The organism is Actinoplanes sp. NPDC049265, from assembly GCF_043197135.1.
Lineage (GTDB): Bacteria > Actinomycetota > Actinomycetes > Mycobacteriales > Micromonosporaceae > Actinoplanes.
Genome location: NZ_JBICSP010000016.1, coordinates 58,528 through 74,751 on the forward strand (window position 1 = coordinate 58,528; position 16,224 = coordinate 74,751).

Below are 16,224 nucleotides of genomic sequence, written 5' to 3' on the forward strand. Positions count from 1 at the left end.
GCGAGCGGCGGTTCGCGACGACGGTCGGAGCGCGGTCACGCGAGCAGCAGGGAGCACTTTTCCGTGGCCATGCGATGGTCCACGCCGGCCGGGTCCAGGTTGGTGCACAGGACCACCGTGGCCTGCCGCTGGAGCGGGGCGAAGAGCCAGTCCAGCGGGTCGGGATGGGCCGCGGCGTCGACCAGGACCCGGTCGCCCGTGCTGATGCCGAGCTCACGCGCCCGGTCGGCGGCCGCCTCGACCAGGTCGCCGTGGCTCAGCTCGGTCGGGCCGGCCAGCGCGGCGTCGTTGGGGGTCACCGGCTGGATCGGGCGGAAGTGGTCGCCGTGGGTCCGGACCTCAGTCGGATAGTCGACAAAACCCGGCGGCGGGGTGGGTAGAGCGAGCGCGAACGGTAGCAACCCAGTGACGTACCGTTCCGATGTTGGCCATCCCTCGGCCCGAGGGGCGAGGGATGGCGACGTGAAAATCGCCTCTACGGGTTGTGGCTCCGGCCCGAGGTCGACCGAGACGCCCGCGGCGAACGCGCCGAGCACTATCGCGGCGCCCTGCCAATGCGGCGGCAACATCACGGCGATCGTGTCGCCCTGGCCCAGTCCGACCCCGTCGACCAGCAGATTCGCGGTCTTCGAGAGCCAGTTGTCGAGGGTGGCGCCGGAGAGCTCGACGCGCTCACCCGAACGGTCGTCGTAATAGGTGATCAGCGGGGCCGCGGCATCGCGGCGGACGGCGTCGGAGAACGCCGCCAGGATCGTCTCGGTCATCGACGACGACGATATAGGTGTCACTCTCCGTTATCACGCACCGACGCCCCGACAACGTTGTCGTACGAACGGGCAGACCGTGCCCGCACGGAGCGTCGGCGTCATCATGCTGATGCATTTCGGGCGTACTCTTGCGAGTGATTTGGCCGACAAATTTGGGAGTTGCCTCGTGACCGCCGGTCGCCCCCCACGAGTGCTCGTCGACGCCACCAGCGTCCCCGCCGACCGCGGAGGTGTCGGCCGATACGTCGACGGACTGCTCGGCGCACTCGGCCAGCTCGATACCGAGCGCATCGACCTGGCCGTCGTGGCCCAGCGGACGGATGCGGAGCGTTACAGCCGCATGCTCACCGCAGCCGAGGTGATCGCCGGTCCGGCCGCGATCGCGCATCGCCCCGCGCGGCTCGCCTGGGAGCAGACCGGCCTGCCGCTGCTGGCCCAGCAGGTCGGCGCCAAGGTGCTGCACTCGCCGTTCTACACGTGCCCGCTGCGGGCCGGCTGCCCGGTCACCGTGACCGTCCACGACGCGACGTTCTTCACCGAGCCCGAGCACTACGAGAACACCAAGCGGACCTTCTTCCGCAGCGCCATCAAGACCTCGCTGCGCCGCGCCGCCCGGGTCATCGTGCCCAGCAAGGCGACCCGGGACGAGCTGATCCGGCTGCTCGACGCCGACCCGACCCGCATCGACGTGGCTTACCACGGGGTCGACGGCATCGCGTTCCACGCGCCGACCGAGGAGGAGAAGGCGCGGGTCCGTGCCCGGCTCGGCCTGGGCGACAGCGGGTACGTCGCGTTCCTGGGCGCCAAGGAGCCGCGCAAGAACGTGCCCAACCTGATCCGGGGCTGGGCGCGAGCCGTCGCCGACTGGCCGCAGCCGCCCGCGCTGGTGCTCGCCGGCGGTCAGGGCCACGACGACGACATCGACCGCGCCGTGTCCGAGGTGCCGTCCCACCTACGCCTGCTGCGACCCGGCTACCTGCGGTACGCGGACCTGCCCGGCTTCCTCGGCGGCGCCCTGGTGGCCTGCTACCCGTCGTTCGGCGAGGGCTTCGGGCTGCCCATCCTCGAGGCGATGGCCTGTGCCACACCGGTGCTGACCACGCCGCGCCTGTCCCTGCCCGAGGTCGGTGGCGACGCCGTCGCGTACACCACCGAAGATCCTGACAAGATCGCCGCCGATCTGGCCGACCTGCTGCACGATGAGCCACGCCGCACCACCCTGGCGAAGGCCGGCGCTGACCGTGCGAAGGAGTTCACCTGGGCCTCCAGTGCCGAGGTCCACGTCAACACGTGGAGCCGGGTGTCGGCCACTCAGTCATGACGACACGTCATTACTATCGGTGCGCATGACGGACGAACCCGCCGGTCTCTACGCCGTGATCCTCGCTGGTGGCAGCGGGACCCGATTGTGGCCGCTTTCGCGCGCCGGTCATCCCAAGTTCCTGCACCCGCTGACCGGCACCGAGGCATCGCTGCTGCAGGCCACCGCCGACCGGATCGGCCCGCTGGTCAAGCCGGCCGACATCTACGTGGTCACCGGCGTCTCGCATGCGGCCGCGGTGTCCCGGCAGCTGACCAGCCTGCCGGTCGACAACATCCTGGTCGAACCGTCCCCACGGGACTCGTGCGCGGCGATCGCCCTGGCCGCCGCCGTGATCGCGCGACGTGAACCGGACGCGCTGATGGCCTCGTTCGCCTCCGATCACCTGGTCGCCAACTCCTCGGAGTTCGTCGAGGTGGTCCGGCGGGCGATGGACGGCGCCCGGCAGGGCCTGCTGATGACGCTGGGCATCACGCCGACCCGCCCCGAGACCGGCTACGGCTACCTCCAGTGCGGCGGTGTGGTCGGCGACGGCCCGGTGCTCGCGGTCGAGGAGTTCAAGGAGAAACCCGCCTTCGAAGTGGCCGAAAGCTACGTGAAGTCCGGCAACTACCTGTGGAACGCCGGCATGTTCGTCTGGCGGGTCGACGTCTTCCTCACCGAGCTGGCCCGCCAGCAGCCCCAGCTGCACGCCGGCATCAGCCGCATCGCCCAGGACTGGGACACCGCCCGCCGCGAGGAGGTCCTGGGCGAGGTCTGGCCCACCCTGCCCCGCATCTCGGTCGACTACGCCGTGATGGAGGGCGCCGCCGCCGTCGGCCGGGTCGGCACTGTCCCCGGTGACTTCGGCTGGAACGACGTCGGCGACTTCCACACCCTGGGCGAGGTGCTGGCCGCCGACTCCAGCGGCAACGTCGTGGTCGGCAAGGAGTCCCTGGCCAAGCCCGGCGTCCTGCTCCGCGAGACCGAGGGCCTGGTCGTCGTGCCCAACTCCGGCCGCCTGGTCGCGGCCCTGGGCATCCGCAACCTGATCATCGTCGACACCCCCGACGCGGTCCTGGTTTGCCCGCGTGAACGCGCCCAGGAGGTCAAGCACCTCGTTGATGAGCTCAAGGAGTTGGGCGAGCTCGGCTACATCTGATCAAATGTCCGCGTGAACGCGGTAGCTCAGATCTTCGCCGTCATCGCCGGCGTCCTCCACGTGGCCTTCTTCATGGTTGAGAGCGTGCTGTTCCGCCGTCCCTTTGTCCAAAGAGCTTTCTCGGTACGCCCGGAGCACTCCGACGCCGTCCGCAGCTGGGCCTTCAACATGGGCTTCTACAACCTGTTCCTGGCCGCCGGCACCATCGCCGGGGTGATCCTGCTGCACACCGGTTCCGTGCCGGAGGGCCGGGCCCTGGTCCTCTTCGGCTGTGCCTCGATGTTCCTGGCCGCCGTCGTCCTCTATGTCTCCGACCCGCGCCCGGCCCGTCTCCGCAGCGTGGTCCTGCAGGGCCTGGCGCCTCTGGTCGTCGTCCTGACCACGGTCCTGTGACCGGGGTTCAGGCGCTGTTCTCCTCCCGGCGCTGGTAGACCTCGTTCTGCCGCAGGGCCTCCTCGAGCTGATCCTCGAGAATGATGATCCGGCAGGCCGCTTCCAGGGCGGTGCCCTGCTCGACCATCTCCCGGGCCCGCGCGGCCAGGCGCAGCTGATAGCGCGAGTAGCGGCGGTGCCCGCCGGCCGAGCGGGTCGGCGTGATCAGTTTCGCCTCGTCGAGCCGGCGCAGAAAGTCCTGCGAGGCGCCGGTGATCTCGGCGGCGCGGCCCATCGTGTAGGCGGGGTAGTCATCGTCACCGAACATATCGTCGGATCCGGCCATACACACTTCTCTCCATGACGAGGGCCCCGGCGCAGTACGCCGGGGCCCAGGGTTATGGGTTAGACACCATCTACCGGCATGTTCGCCGGTTTGTCGTATCCGCACCAGCCGTCGTCGACGGCTCAGGGTGCGAGGATCGCATAAGCGTGACCGGAGACCACCTCTCGTTCGATGGAAACAGCGGTGACCGCTCAGGAGCGAAACCGCCTCCTGGTAGCGGGCGATCCAACGGTGTTGAGCCCTCCCTTTCCTCTGCGTTCACCCATTTCTCGTGCTGCCCGCCGGTGTCGAAGCCCCACACAACCTTCATGGCCCCGAACACGTGCGACAGGCGGTCGTGCTGCCCGCCGGTGTCGAAGCCCCACACAACTTTCCTGGCCTCGAACACGTGCGACGGGCGGTCGTGCCCTTCAACTGCTGGCGGTGCTGAACTGCCGCACCGCCGGTGCCGAGCGAGCCCCTCGACATGGGTCGGAAGCCCTGCTTTAGCTCGGTCACTCTCGTCGGCGTCTTGCCACGATCTCGTCTCTCAACACGACAAAGCTTAGCCAGCATCGGCGAGGAAATCTAGTACCTCGCACAGAGATTTTGTCGGCGGCGTGGCGAGCTTCCCGGGCCGGGGCGCGAAGAGGCCCAGCCGGGACGATGCCCGGCTGGGCCTCTGTCGGTTCGGGGTCGGGCCGGCGTCAGGCTCGGGGCGGGTCCTGATCGGCCGGGCCGAAGCCGGGGCGCCCGTTGTCGACGATCTGGGTGCGGTCGTCCACGTCCGGCGAAGGCTTCGAGGGGTCGGAATTGAACGGGGAACCGGGCTGGCCGGGGCGGGGGACCGCGACGGTCGGCTCGGAGAAGGCCGGAGTGGTGGCCGAGGGCGGGGTGAGCGGCGGGGTGAGCGGCGGGAAGGTGGGTGCACCGCTGGTCGGCTGGCCGTAAGACGAGGCGCCGTAAGGGCCGCCGGAGGCCGGGGCGCCATAAGACGAAGTGCCCGAGGCCGGGGCGCCGTAAGAAGGGGCGCCGGAAGCGGGAGCGCCGGAAGCGGGGTCGCCGGAGGTTGGGGGCATGCCGTAACTGCTGGGGGCGGGCTGACCCCACGCCGGCGGTTGCTGGGGAAAACCGCCAGGCTGGCCAACCGGGGGCTGGCCGTAGGGAGGCGGTTGCTGGTTCCAGGAAGGCTGTTGCCCAGTGCCGGGTGGTGTGGGCCCGGAGGCGGGAACACCAGAGGCCGGGGCGCCGGGCACGCCACTGGCGGGAACACCAGAGGCCGGGGCGCCGGGTACGCCAGAGGCGGGAACACCGGACGCCGGGGCGCCGGGTACGCCAGAGGCGGGAACACCGGACGCCGGGGCGCCGGGAACACCGGAGGTGGGCGCACCGGGGGCGCCGGACGCCGGGCCGGTGGGTGCGCCGTAGCCGGGGGCGGGAGTGCTGTAGGACTGGGGCGCGGCGGGCGGGAAGCCGGGGACGTAGGCCGGCGCGCCAGGTTGGGGCTGGGTGGGCTGGCCGGGGTGGTAGGCGTTGGGCGACTGGCCGTAGCCGGGCTGGCCGGGGTAAGTGCCGGGGACGCCATAGGCCGGCTGCCCGTACACGCCGGGTTGGGGTTTGGGTTTGGCCACGAAGAACAAGCCGCGCCAGACGCTGTAGGTGGCCCAGCCGGCCAGGCCCAGCAGCGCCAGCCAGGCGGCTCGGGCCAGAAGCTCCTGCAGGGCGCTCTGCACGCTGAAGCCGGCGATGCGGACCAGGCCGATCAGGAAGCCGAAGATCAGGCCGAAGAAGGCGGCCGCGGCGTACTCGCCCAGGGCGATCATGGTGATCAGCTGGGCCTTGGGGTGGCGGGGCTCGACCAACAGGGCGAGCAGCACCGCGGCCAGGGGCAGCAGGATCGTCGCCAGGCTGACGAAGTCGTAGAAGCTGCCCTGGGTGCGGGTGAGGAACGTGTCGCCGTCGCCGAACGGGATCAGGTCGAGGATCGAGACGAAGATCAGGACGGCGGGTACGCCGACCAGGACCCAAGCGGCGATGTCGCGCAGCGGCCTCAGTAGCTGGATGACCGAGGGTTGGCTGGTCACGGTGCTTCTCCTTGGATGTGGTCGGTATGCCGGGACGGCTTAGCGTAGTCGTACGGGGCCAGGCGAGCCCGGCAACCACAGGTGCGCGAGGATGAACGGTATGCGGATCACGGTCCTTACCGGTGGCATCGGTGGCGCGCGGTTTCTGGCCGGTGTGCGCGCGTACGCGCGGGAAAAGAAAGCCGAAGTGACCGCCGTCGTCAACGTCGGTGACGACGTGCGCATGCACGGCCTGCGGATCTGCCCCGATCTGGACAGCGTCATGTACACCCTGGGCGGGGCGCACGACCCGGAGCGCGGCTGGGGCCGGGTCGGCGAGTCCTGGGCGGTCAAGGAGGAACTGGCCGCGTACGGCGCCGAGCCGACCTGGTTCGGGCTGGGCGACAAGGACATCGGCACCCATCTGGTACGCACTCAGATGCTGGCCGCCGGCTACCCGTTGTCGCAGGTCACTGCCGCCCTGTGCGAGCGCTGGCAGCCCGGTGTCACGCTGTTGCCGGCCACCGACGACCGGCTCGAGACGCATGTCGTGGTCGACGTGGACGGCGAGCGTAAGGCGATCCACTTCCAGGAGTGGTGGGTGCGTTACCGCGGCGACCTGCCGACCCACCGCTTCGTGTTCGTGGGCGCCGACGCGGCCAAGCCGGCTCCGGGCGTCACCGAGGCCATCGAGGGCGCCGACGTGGTCCTGCTCGCCCCCAGCAATCCGGTGGTCAGCATCGCGCCGATCCTCGCCGTACCCGGCGTCAGAGAGGCCCTGTCGGAGGGTCCGGCGCCGGTGATCGGGGTTTCGCCGATCATCGGGGGCTCGCCGGTCCGCGGTATGGCCGACAAATGCCTGGCCACGTTGGGTGTCGAGGTGTCGGCAGCCGGTGTCGGGGCGCTCTACGGCGAGGATCTGCTGGACGGCTGGCTGGTCGACACGGCCGATGAGAAGGCAGATGTGCCGGGTGTCACCACCCGCGCGGTGCCGTTGTGGATGACGGACGAGAACGCCACGGCCAAGATGGTTGCGGAAGCAATTATCCTGGCCGACAAGAGGTGATCATGGAGGGCCTGGAGGTTCTGCCGGTCCGCGGGATCGGCGACGTGACCGCCGGCGACGACCTGGCCGCGCTGATCACGACGGCGGCGCCGTGGCTGCGGGACGGCGACGTGCTCGTGGTGACCAGCAAGATCGTGTCGAAGGCGGAGGGCCGGCTGGTCGACGTGCCCGCCGACGGCCCCGAGCGGGAGGCCGCCCGGCAGGAGATCCTGGCCGGTGAGACCCGCCGGGTGGTGGCGCGGCGCGGGCCGACCGCGATCGTGCAGACGCACCACGGTTTCGTGATGGCGGCGGCCGGCATCGACGCCTCGAACGTCGACAAGACCCACCTGGTGCTACTCCCGGCCGATCCGGACGCGTCGGCCCGGGCGTTGCGGGCGGCGCTGGCCGAGCGTGGGCTGCGGGTCGGCGTGATCGTCTCGGACACGATGGGCCGGGCCTGGCGGCTGGGCCTGACCGATGTCGCGCTGGGCGCGGCCGGGATCGCTCCGTTGCGGGATCACAAGGGCGAGATCGATCCGTACGGCAATGAGCTCCAGCTGACCGAGATGGCCGTGATCGACGAACTGGCGGCGGCCGGTGAGCTGGTCAAGGGCAAGTGCGACGGGGTGCCGGTGGCGGTGGTGCGCGGCTATCCGGGTGCCGGCGAGGCCGAGACGCCGGGCGCGACGCTGCTGCTGCGCGACGCCGCCAGCGACATGTTCTCGCTGGGCACGGCCGAGGCCCGGGCCGAGGGCCTGCGGGCGGCGGCGACGCTGCCGGACTCCCAGGGCGCCTGGGACGTGGACGCGGTCCGGCGGGCCTTGGCCACGGTCGAGGGCCTGGTGACGGCCACGGTCACGGCCGAGGGCGTGTGGCTCGCGCCGGTGCGTGAGTCGCCCGAGGGGTGGGTCGCGTTGGGTGCCGACGCCCATCGGGTACGCGCGGCGCTGGCCGCCGAGGGCCTTCCGTCGAGCATCCGGATGCGCGACCACAAGGTGCTCGTTACATTCGCGTAGAGCACAATCGTTACCCGTGACCGATCATGAGCGTGACTACGACCTCGTCGTCTACGGCGCTACCGGATTCGCCGGGGAGCTGGTGGCGGCCTACCTGGCCGATCACGCCCCGGACGGGGTGCGGATCGCGCTGGGCGGGCGTTCCCGGGAGCGGCTGGAGAAGGCCCGCGGCCGGCTGGGCGTGGACTGGCCACTGATCGTGGCCGACGCCGACGACGAGATCGGCATGGCCAAGCTGGCCGCCGCGGCCCGGGTCGTGGTGACCACCGTGGGCCCGTTCCTGAAGTTCGGCCGCACCCTGGTGCGGGCGTGCGCGGCCGCCGGCACCGACTATCTCGACCTGACCGGCGAGGTCATCTTCCATCGGTGGAGCATCGACGACAACGACGAGATGGCCCGCTCGACCGGTGCGCGGATCGTGCACTCGTGCGGCTTCGACTCGATTCCCTCCGACCTCGGCGTGCACGTGCTGCACCAGCTGGCCGAGCGGGACGGCGCCGGGGCGCTGACCGACACCACGCTGGTCGTGACCAGTCTGAAGGGCGGGTTCAGCGGCGGCACCATCGACACCGTCCGGGCCACTGTCGACCTGCTGGGCAACGATCGGGAGCTGCGGCGGATCGCGGCGTCACCGTACGCGCTGAGTCCGGACCGCAAGGCCGAGCCGGAGCTGGGCCGTCAGGAGGACGTGGTCTCGATGCCGGGCCGGGCCGTCGACGGTTCCCTGAGCGGGCATCTGGCGCCGTTCCTGATGGCGGCGTACAACAGCCGGGTCGTGCGCCGGACCAACGCCCTGCGCGACTGGGCCTACGGCCGGACGTTCCGCTACCGGGAGGCGCAGAGCGCCGGCACCTCGGCCGCCTCGCCGATCATCGCCGCCGGTATCAAGTTCGGCCTGGGCGCGCTGTACACGGGCCTGGGCCTGCCGCCGACCCGGTTCGTGCTGGACCGGGTGCTCCCCAAGCCGGGCACCGGGCCGGACGAGAAGACCCGCCGCACCGGCCACTTCACCATGGACATCTTCACCACGACCACGTCGGGGGCGCGCTACCGGTCGCGGTTCCGGGCCAAGGGCGATCCGGGGTACGCGGCCACCGCGGTCCTGCTCGGCGAGTCGGCCCTGACGCTGGTGCTCGACCGCGACCAGCTGCCCCCGGTCGAGGGCGGCGTGCTCACCCCGGCCACCGCCCTGGGCGACGCGTTGGTGGCCCGGCTGCGCGCGGCCGGCGTCGAGATTTCGGCCAAGAAGCTCGCATGACCGAGCTGTACGACGACGCGGTCCAGGTCCTGACCGGCTGGACGCCCACCTCGCCCGAGGCCGGCGCGGCCCGCGAGCGGACGCTGAACCTGCTGGCCGCCGGGCCGGTGGCGATGACCCGCGAGCACGCGCCGGGTCACGTCACGGCGAGCACGATGATCGCCGGCCCGGACGGGCGCCTACTGCTGTGCCTGCACGGCCGCCTCAACATGTGGATGCAGGTCGGCGGCCACTGCGAGCCGGACGACGAGGCGCTGGTGGCGGCGGCGGCCCGGGAGGCGCGCGAGGAGTCCGGGCTGGCCGACCTGGTGTTCGACCCGGAGCCGATCGACCTGGACATCCACCCCGTGCCGTGCCGGCCGACCGGACAGACCCATCATTTCGACGTACGTTTCCTGGCCTTCGCCCCGCCCGGCGCCATCGAACAGGTCAGCGCCGAGTCGGCTGCCCTGGGCTGGTTCTTCCCGGACGAACTGCCGAGCCCGCTGGCCGACGGCGTCCGGGGTCAGATCGATGCCGCGCTGGCACGTGTCGCCCGTCACTCATGATCGGGCCGATCTCGACCTAGGCTGCATTGGTGACCGAGGTTACCGAAGCGAGTGTCCGCCGTGCCCTGCGCCGGGCGGCGGACGGCAAAGCGATCGACCCGGGCGAGGCGGAGGCGTTGCTGTCCGCCACCGGGGAGCAGTTCGAGCAGCTGCTGGCGATCGCCGGTGGGGTGCGAGACGCGGGCCTGAGGGAGGCGGGGCGGCCGGGCGTCGTCACGTACTCGAAGAAGGTCTTCATCCCGCTGACCCGGTTGTGCCGGGACCGATGTCACTACTGCACGTTCGCGACCGTGCCGCACCGGCTGCCGGCGGCTTTCCTGGAACGCGACGAGGTGCTGGCGATCGCGCGTGCGGGTGCGGCCCAGGGCTGCAAGGAGGCGCTGTTCACGCTGGGCGACCGGCCCGAGGAGCGGTGGGACGCGGCCCGGCAGTGGCTGGACGAACGCGGGTACGACTCCACCCTGGACTATGTGCGGGCCTGTGCGATCGCGGTGCTCGAGGAGACCGGTCTGCTCCCGCACCTCAACCCGGGTGTGCTGAGCTGGGCCGACCTGCAGCGGCTGAAGCCGGTGGCGCCGAGCATGGGCATGATGCTGGAGACGACCGCGACCCGGCTCTGGTCCGAGAAGGGTCAGCCGCACTTCGGCTCGCCGGACAAGGAGCCCGCGGTCCGGCTGCGGGTGCTGGACGACGCCGGCCGGGTCGGTGTGCCGTTCACCACCGGCATCCTGATCGGCATCGGCGAGACGGTGGCCGAGCGGGCCGACGCGATCTTCGCGATGCGCCGGACGGCCCGCGAGTACGGGCACATCCAAGAGGTGATCATCCAGAACTTCCGCGCGAAGCCGGACACGGCCATGCGCGGCATGCCCGACGCCGAGTTGCGTGAGCTGGCCGCGACCGTGGCCGTCGCGCGCGTGATCATGGGCCCGCGGGCGCGGATCCAGGCGCCGCCGAACCTGATCGACGCCGAGTTCGACCTGCTGCTGCGGGCCGGCATCGACGACTGGGGCGGCGTTTCCCCGGTCACCCCCGACCACGTGAACCCGGAGCGCCCCTGGCCGGCGATCGATCACCTGCGTCAGTTGTCAGCGAAGTCGGGGTTTGTCCTCCGTGAGCGCCTCACGATCTATCCGGAGTATGTGAACCGCGACAACTGGCTCGACCCGCGCCTGGCCGCGCATGTCGCCGCCCTGGCCGGCCCGGACGGGCTGGCCAATGAGGACGCGATGCCGGTCGGGCGGCCGTGGCAGGAGCCGGACGACGCCTACGCGGGCGGACGCACCGACCTGTTCGCGACGATCGACACCGAGGGCCGCACGGGTGACCGGCGTGGTGACTTCGACAGTGTGTACGGCGACTGGGACGAGGTCGCGGCCCACGTGACAGCGGGTCCGGCGCTGCCGACCGATGTCCTCGCCGGACTGAAACTGGCCGCCGAGAACCCGGCCGCGCTCCTGCTCGAGGCCAATGAGGACAAGGCCCTGGCCCTGTTCAACGCCGATGGTTCGGCCCTCGATGAGCTGTCCCGGCTGGCCGACGACGTCCGCCGCGACGTCAACGGCGACGACATCACCTACGTGGTCAACCGGAACATCAACTTCTCCAACGTCTGCTATGTGGGCTGCCGGTTCTGCGCGTTCGCCCAGCGCGAGCGGGACGCCGACGCGTACCGGCTGTCGGTCGACCAGGTCGCCGACCGGGCCGAGGAGGCATGGCGGGACGGCGCCTCCGAGGTCTGCATGCAGGGCGGCATCGACCCCAAGATGCCGATCACCGCGTACGCCGACCTGGTCCGCGCGATCAAGCAGCGGGTGCCGGGGATGCACGTCCACGCGTACTCCCCGATGGAGATCGTCACCGGCGCGGCCAAGGCCGGTGTGCCGGTGCGCGAGTGGCTGGCCGGCCTCAAGGAGGCGGGTCTGAACACGATCCCGGGTACCGCCGCCGAGATCCTCGACGACGATGTGCGCTGGGTGCTGACCAAGGGCAAACTGCCCGCGGCGGCCTGGATCGACGTCGTGTCCACCGCCCACCAGCTGGGCATCCGGTCGAGTTCGACGATGATGTACGGCCACGTCGACCACCCGCGGCAGTGGCTGGGCCACTTCCGGGTGCTGTCGAAGATCCAGGACGAGACCGGCGGCTTCACCGAGTTCGTGGCCTTGCCCTTCATTCACACGAACGCACCGATCTACCTGGCCGGCATCGCCCGCCCCGGCCCGACGCCCCGCGAGAACCGGGTCGTGCACGCGATGGCCCGCCTACTGCTGCACGGCCGGATCGACAACATCCAGACCTCGTGGGTGAAGCTCGGCGACGAGGGGACCCGGCAAATGCTCGACGGCGGCTGCAATGATCTTGGTGGCACCCTGATGGAGGAGACGATCTCCCGGATGGCCGGCTCGGAACACGGATCGGCGCGGACCGTCGCCCAGCTGAAGGAGTTGGCCGCCTCGGTCGGACGCCCGGCGGTGGAGCGAACCACGGTCTACGGTCGCCGCTGAGGCGTGTTTCACGGGCCGGTCCAGTGCGAGGCGACTCGATCTAGATCACAAATCGGGTAAAATCGGGCCCGATGCGACGCGTCGGCGTCACCTTGTCAGCGTTCTGACAGATAAGGCAAGAACGGGACCACGAGGTGTCCGGACGCCTCGGGGAAACGGGCCTATTTATCAGGTTCGGCTTGACGACGCACGCATTACACGCGTGTAATTTCGGGTGGGGTTGCGGGGACGACGGGCGGAAGCCATGTTCACCCCGCGAAGCACGCCGCGTGCGTGGGGGGTCGCGCCGGGTCTGCACCCGGCGCAGGAAATTTGGAGGCACGCCGATGGAAGCGCAGGTGGAAGGGGTCGACCTGCTCGGGGACGCACCCGAGTGGCAGGAGCGAGCCCTGTGTTCGCAGACCGATCCGGAAGCTTTCTTCCCGGAAAAGGGCGGCTCGACCCGCGAGGCGAAGCGGATCTGCGGCCGTTGCGACGTCAAGGGGGAGTGCCTCGAGTACGCGCTCGGGCACGACGAGCGTTTCGGCATCTGGGGCGGCCTCTCCGAGCGGGAGCGCCGCAAGCTCAAGCGGAGGGTGGCCTAGCGGCCGCTCACCCCCCCAAATATGGGGCACGCTCAGGCCAACTCGTCTGGATCGACGCCGAGCAGGTTGGCTACCTGTTCGATGATCACATCGTGGACGAGGTCGGCGAGATCCTCCCGATCCATCGCCCGGAATTCGAGCGGACGGCGGTAGAGCACGATCCGCGGGGGGAGTTCCTGGCGACCAGGCCGGCCTGGCAGCAGCCGGGCCAACGGGACCTCGCCGTCCTCGAGCACGTCGGAGTCATAGACGTTGAGGTCGGGTGGGACGTCCTCGACGGCGAACTCGACGCCGGCCAGTTCCTTGGCGTAACGCCGTTCCAGCGCCTCGACCGTGTCCAGCACCAGGTCGTCGAAGATCTCGGCCTTGGTGCGGGCCAGGGGCACGGTGGCGGGCACGAGCCGGCCTCGGAGCCCGCGGCCGTGCCGGTCACGGCGGGCGGGCCGGCCCGGCCCGGCGGAACGTGCCGCGCGGCCCGGTTCGGCGGTCCGGCGGCGGTCGGGGCTGGTGGTCACGTGTGAACTGTAGTCCGATCGAGCGCTGATCTAGTGCCTTGCCTGGTCGGATGGCGGTTCTTCACGGGTAATTCGCCTATAAGGGGCGGCGTGTCGCCGGGCCATGGCCGAATCGTGATGCATGGTGGTACGGCGTGTCGCGTTTATCGGCGTCGCCGGAGAGATAACGTGCCGCCGTGAGGTCCCCACGGCGCTGCTCCCGAAACGGCTGTCCTCGACAGGCGGTCGCCACCCTGACCTACGTCTACAGCGATTCCACCGCCGTCGTCGGCCCGCTCGCGGCCTTCGCCGAACCCCACACGTACGACCTCTGCGAACCCCACGCGCGCAGCCTCACCGCCCCCCGAGGCTGGGAACTCGTCCGCCACGACGGCGAGTTCGCGCCGCCCCCGCCCACCACCGACGACCTCGTCGCCCTGGCCGAGGCGGTCCGCGAGGCCGCCCGCCCGGCCCCGCCACCCCGCCCCGACGAGCACGACCACGTCCCCGGCCACCAGACCGGTCGCCGCGGCCACCTGCGCGTCATCCCCGACAACTGACCCGCCCGCGCGCTCACCGCCTACCGGCGGGTCAGGGCCGGCATGACGACGTCGTCCACGATGTGCTCGATCGCCTCGTCGGTGACCGGCTCCAACGTCATCAGCACCTCGTGCTGGGAGAGGTCGAACGGCAATGAGACCAACCGGGGCCGCAGTCCCGGCTGGTCTCACTGGACAGCGGCTACCCGCGGCCGCGCTTTCCTGAGGGCTTCGCCCGATGACTATCCGGTCCGGGTGGCCAGTTCGGCCAGCTCCTCCTCGCTGAGCAGGCGGCTGCGGATCAGGAACCGTACGCCCTCGGGCGCCTCCAGCGAGAAGCCGGAGCCGCGCCCGCGGACCACGTCCACCGTCAGGTGCGTGTGCTTCCAGAGCTCGAACTGCGACTTCGACATCCAGAACGTCACCGGCTCGGCGACGCCGTCGATCCGGAGGGACTCCAGGAGCACGTCCGAGGCGCCGGTGCGGAACTCGCCCTCGAGGTAGCACATCGGGGAGCTTCCGTCGCAGCAGCCGCCGGACTGGTGGAACATCAGCGGACCATGTGCTGCCCGCAGCGACCGCATGAGGTCGGCCGCGGCGGGCGTCACGTCAACTCGGGTGACATTCATGGCCTAGAAGAATCCCAGGGCCTTGGGCGAGTACGACACCAGCAGGTTCTTGGTCTGCTGGTAGTGGTCCAGCATCATCTTGTGGTTCTCGCGGCCGATGCCGGACTGCTTGTAGCCACCGAACGCGGCGTGCGCCGGGTACTGGTGGTAGCAGTTCGTCCACACCCGGCCGGCCTTGATGTTGCGCCCGGCCCGGTACGCGGTGCTGCCGTCCCGGGTCCACACGCCGGCGCCCAGCCCGTACAGCGTGTCGTTGGCGATCTTGATGGCGTCGGCGTAGTCGCTGAACGGCGCCACGGACACGACCGGCCCGAAGATCTCCTCCTGGAAGACCCGCATGGCGTTGTTGCCCTCGAAGATCGTCGGCTGCACGTAGTACCCGCCGGACAGGTTCCCGCCGAGCTCGGCCCGGGCCCCGCCGGCCAGCACCTTGGCGCCCTCCTGACGGCCGATGTCCAGGTAGGACAGGATCTTCTCGAGCTGGTCGTTGGAGGCCTGCGCGCCGACCTGGGTGTCGGTGTCGAGCGGGTTGCCCTGCTTGAGGTTCTCCACCCGCTTCACGCCGGCGGCCAGGAAGTCGTTGTAGTGGCCCTGCTGGATCAGCGCCCGCGACGGGCAGGTGCACACCTCGCCCTGGTTGAGGGCGAACATCGAGAAGCCTTCGAGCGCCTTGTCCATGAAGTCGTCGTCGGCCGCGGACACGTCGTCGAAGAAGATGTTCGGGCTCTTGCCGCCCAGCTCCAGCGTCACCGGGATCAGGTTCTCGGAGGCGTACTGCATGATCAGTCGCCCGGTGGTGGTCTCGCCGGTGAACGCGACCTTGGCCACCCGGCTGGAGGACGCCAGGGGCTTGCCGGCCTCGACGCCGAAGCCGTTGACGATGTTCAGCACGCCCGGCGGCAGCAGGTCGCCGACCAGCGACATCAGGTAGTGGATGGAGGCCGGGGTCTGCTCGGCCGGCTTGAGCACGACCGCGTTGCCGGCGGCCAGGGCGGGCGCCAGCTTCCAGGTGGCCATCAGGATCGGGAAGTTCCAGGGGATGATCTGGCCGACCACGCCGAGCGGCTCGTGGAAGTGGTAGGCGACGGTGTCGTCGTCCAGCTCGGCCAGCGAGCCCTCCTGGGCGCGGATGGCGCCGGCGAAGTAGCGGAAGTGGTCGATCGCCAGCGGCAGGTCGGCGGCCAGCGTTTCGCGTACCGGCTTGCCGTTCTCCCAGGCTTCGGCCACCGCGAGCTGTTCGAGGTTCGCCTCCATCCGGTCGGCGATCTTGTTGAGGATGTTCGCGCGGTCGGCCGGGGAGGTGCGGCCCCAGGCGTCGGCCGCGCCGTGGGCCGCGTCCAGGGCCCGCTCGACGTCGTCGGCGGTGCCACGGGCGATCTCGGTGAACGTCTCGCCGGTGACCGGCGTCGGATTCTCGAAGTACTGACCCTTGACCGGCGCGACGTACTCGCCACCGATGTAGTGGTCGTAGCGGCTCTCGTAGTTGACGACCGCGCCGTCGGAACCGGGTGGGGAGTATGTGGTCATGCGGGCGACATTAATTACGGGAACGTTGCAAGGACGTTGCAAAAGCTTTGATGGGTACGGGCCATCGACGAGTCACGTGGTCTCC

General features: G+C 70.3%; 16 protein-coding genes. 10 read left to right on the forward strand and 6 right to left on the reverse strand.

Annotation, left to right across the window (positions count from 1 at the left end):
* Positions 1-35: 35 nt before the first annotated feature.
* A complete protein-coding gene (locus ACGFIO_RS31685) occupies positions 36-764 on the reverse strand; it encodes a TIGR03089 family protein (RefSeq protein WP_392831695.1) in 729 nt (242 codons plus the stop codon).
* Positions 765-933: 169 nt separating this feature from the next.
* On the opposite strand from ACGFIO_RS31685, the gene ACGFIO_RS31690 reads away from it, so the two are divergent.
* From ACGFIO_RS31690 to ACGFIO_RS31700, 3 genes are read left to right on the forward strand one after another with little or no spacing between them, the layout of a single operon-like run.
* Positions 934-2,088, forward strand: a complete 1,155-nt coding sequence (locus ACGFIO_RS31690) for a glycosyltransferase family 4 protein (protein WP_392831697.1) — start codon at positions 934-936, stop codon at positions 2,086-2,088.
* A gap of 25 nt (positions 2,089-2,113) precedes the next feature.
* Positions 2,114-3,229 (forward strand): mannose-1-phosphate guanylyltransferase, encoded by a 1,116-nt coding sequence (locus tag ACGFIO_RS31695; RefSeq protein ID WP_392831700.1) that lies wholly within the window; start codon positions 2,114-2,116, stop codon positions 3,227-3,229.
* A gap of 12 nt (positions 3,230-3,241) precedes the next feature.
* Positions 3,242-3,622 carry a DUF1304 domain-containing protein gene (locus ACGFIO_RS31700; RefSeq protein WP_392831702.1) on the forward strand — a complete coding sequence of 127 codons (381 nt, stop codon included), beginning with the start codon at positions 3,242-3,244 and terminating at the stop codon, positions 3,620-3,622.
* A 7-nt stretch (positions 3,623-3,629) separates the two neighbouring features.
* Here ACGFIO_RS31700 and ACGFIO_RS31705 read toward each other — a convergent pair whose 3' ends face one another.
* Together ACGFIO_RS31705 and ACGFIO_RS31710 are read right to left on the reverse strand one after the other, a co-directional pair.
* The gene (locus tag ACGFIO_RS31705) at positions 3,630-3,947 is read right to left on the reverse strand and encodes a MerR family transcriptional regulator (protein WP_392831703.1); all 318 of its coding nucleotides are present in this window, start codon (positions 3,945-3,947) and stop codon (positions 3,630-3,632) included.
* Positions 3,948-4,633: 686 nt separating this feature from the next.
* Positions 4,634-6,010, reverse strand: a complete 1,377-nt coding sequence (locus ACGFIO_RS31710) for a hypothetical protein (protein ID WP_392831705.1) — start codon at positions 6,008-6,010, stop codon at positions 4,634-4,636.
* Between the two features lie 100 nt (positions 6,011-6,110).
* Between ACGFIO_RS31710 and cofD the strand changes: the two genes are divergently transcribed.
* From cofD to ACGFIO_RS31740, 6 genes are all read left to right on the forward strand, one after another.
* Positions 6,111-7,055, forward strand: a complete 945-nt coding sequence (gene cofD, locus ACGFIO_RS31715; RefSeq protein ID WP_392831707.1) for a 2-phospho-L-lactate transferase — start codon at positions 6,111-6,113, stop codon at positions 7,053-7,055.
* A gap of 2 nt (positions 7,056-7,057) precedes the next feature.
* Positions 7,058-8,053 (forward strand): coenzyme F420-0:L-glutamate ligase, encoded by a 996-nt coding sequence (locus ACGFIO_RS31720; RefSeq protein ID WP_392831709.1) that lies wholly within the window; start codon positions 7,058-7,060, stop codon positions 8,051-8,053.
* A 16-nt stretch (positions 8,054-8,069) separates the two neighbouring features.
* Positions 8,070-9,311 carry a saccharopine dehydrogenase family protein gene (locus tag ACGFIO_RS31725; protein ID WP_392831711.1) on the forward strand — a complete coding sequence of 414 codons (1,242 nt, stop codon included), beginning with the start codon at positions 8,070-8,072 and terminating at the stop codon, positions 9,309-9,311.
* On the forward strand, positions 9,308-9,859 hold the full coding sequence (locus tag ACGFIO_RS31730; protein WP_392831713.1) for an NUDIX domain-containing protein: 552 nt from the start codon (positions 9,308-9,310) through the stop codon (positions 9,857-9,859). Before ACGFIO_RS31725 ends, ACGFIO_RS31730 begins: the two co-directional genes overlap by 4 nt.
* A 26-nt stretch (positions 9,860-9,885) precedes the next feature.
* Entirely contained in the window at positions 9,886-12,366 is a 2,481-nt protein-coding gene (locus tag ACGFIO_RS31735; RefSeq protein ID WP_392831714.1) for a bifunctional FO biosynthesis protein CofGH, read from the forward strand.
* Between the two features lie 326 nt (positions 12,367-12,692).
* Complete coding sequence (locus ACGFIO_RS31740) at positions 12,693-12,950, forward strand: WhiB family transcriptional regulator (protein WP_285690347.1); 258 nt, start codon at positions 12,693-12,695, stop codon at positions 12,948-12,950.
* A gap of 32 nt (positions 12,951-12,982) precedes the next feature.
* On the opposite strand, the gene ACGFIO_RS31745 is transcribed toward ACGFIO_RS31740, so the two are convergent.
* Positions 12,983-13,465: a metallopeptidase family protein gene (locus ACGFIO_RS31745; RefSeq protein ID WP_392831715.1), complete on the reverse strand. Its 483-nt coding sequence runs from the start codon at positions 13,463-13,465 to the stop codon at positions 12,983-12,985.
* A gap of 176 nt (positions 13,466-13,641) precedes the next feature.
* On the opposite strand from ACGFIO_RS31745, the gene ACGFIO_RS31750 reads away from it, so the two are divergent.
* Positions 13,642-14,004, forward strand: a complete 363-nt coding sequence (locus ACGFIO_RS31750; protein ID WP_392831717.1) for a DUF3499 domain-containing protein — start codon at positions 13,642-13,644, stop codon at positions 14,002-14,004.
* A gap of 221 nt (positions 14,005-14,225) precedes the next feature.
* Here the strand turns inward: ACGFIO_RS31750 and ACGFIO_RS31755 are convergent, their stop codons facing one another.
* Positions 14,226-14,612 carry a DUF779 domain-containing protein gene (locus ACGFIO_RS31755; RefSeq protein ID WP_392831720.1) on the reverse strand — a complete coding sequence of 129 codons (387 nt, stop codon included), beginning with the start codon at positions 14,610-14,612 and terminating at the stop codon, positions 14,226-14,228.
* A gap of 3 nt (positions 14,613-14,615) precedes the next feature.
* Complete coding sequence (gene adh / locus ACGFIO_RS31760) at positions 14,616-16,139, reverse strand: aldehyde dehydrogenase (RefSeq protein ID WP_392831722.1); 1,524 nt, start codon at positions 16,137-16,139, stop codon at positions 14,616-14,618.
* Positions 16,140-16,224 lie beyond the last annotated feature (85 nt).